Source organism: Endozoicomonas sp. SESOKO3, assembly GCF_024606255.1.
In genome coordinates this window covers 1-1,018 of record NZ_JAHHPR010000705.1, presented here as the reverse complement: position 1 = coordinate 1,018, position 1,018 = coordinate 1, and the positions used below count along the sequence as shown (strand labels likewise).

The window sequence follows — 1,018 nt, the reverse complement described above, 5'->3', positions numbered from 1 at the left end:
AGAATGACCAGCCGCGGCTATGTGGAAGGGTCTTTAAAAGTGCCAACAGCTTGTCGGCCCACAAAAGTGGATACCACACGGGGCAACGAACCTGTGACATGACCGTGACCGGTGAGGATGGCCAGCCGCGGCCGTGCGGAAAGATCTGCATGAATGTTCAAGGCCTGACGAATCATAAAATGAGAGACCACAGCGGGCAACAAATCTGTGACATGACCGTGGTTGGGGAGGATGGCCAGCCGAAACCGTGCGGAAAGGTCTGCAAGAATGCTCAATTCCTTTCGTCTCACAGAAGAAGAAACCACGCAGGGGAACGAACCTGTGATGTGAATGTGATTGGGGAGGATGGTCAGTCGCGGCCGTGCGGGACGGTCTTTAAGAATGCTCACGCCCTGTCGAATCACAAAGCCGGATACCACACCGAACAAAAAAACTGTGACGTGACCGTGGTTCGCAAGGATGGCCTGCCGCAGCCATGCGAAAAGGTCTGCAAGAATACTAAAGCCCTGTTGAATCAAAAAAGAATGCATCGAAAACGCAAGTCTCCTGTTGTGGATCAGAACGATGACCTCAGTCCTTGATCTGACAGCCGCCCTTTCATGAGGTTTTCTTGATCTATCTTTGCTCTGAACAAACCAGAATGCAGGGATAGAATTATTCAATACTCACTCTTTGCGGCACAGCGGTTGCTGTTACTGACGTTGTCTGTCGTCTGTCAGGCCGAACCGTTCACAGATCGTTTTATTGTCGATACCAAAGACACTCCAATATACTCCAACCCTTATTCAGAGATATCTGTAAAAGTGGTTGCAGTTGTCGGTTTGCTCTTAAAAAGCTATTGGAACTCCGATTCACCGTCGTTTAACTCGATGGAACTCCGGGAGGGGAGTCAAGATCACCCGTTTACAATCACTACTGTGATGCCAGGCTCTGGACACAACCAAAAACCCGGCCCGCCATCAAAATCATCCGGGCAGGAAGCCCCGGAGGCCCTCCCCCAACCTATAGGCTTTTTCAC

General features: G+C 50.7%; 2 protein-coding genes. Both read left to right on the top strand.

Going from position 1 to position 1,018, the window contains the following annotated elements; all coding sequences use genetic code 11:
• Positions 1–581: hypothetical protein (locus KDK18_RS12470; RefSeq protein ID WP_257255252.1), on the top strand; the 581-nt coding region annotated here is incomplete at its 5' end.
• A 105-nt stretch (positions 582–686) separates the two neighbouring features.
• Positions 687–1,018: hypothetical protein (locus tag KDK18_RS12465; RefSeq protein WP_257255251.1), on the top strand; the 332-nt coding region annotated here is incomplete at its 3' end.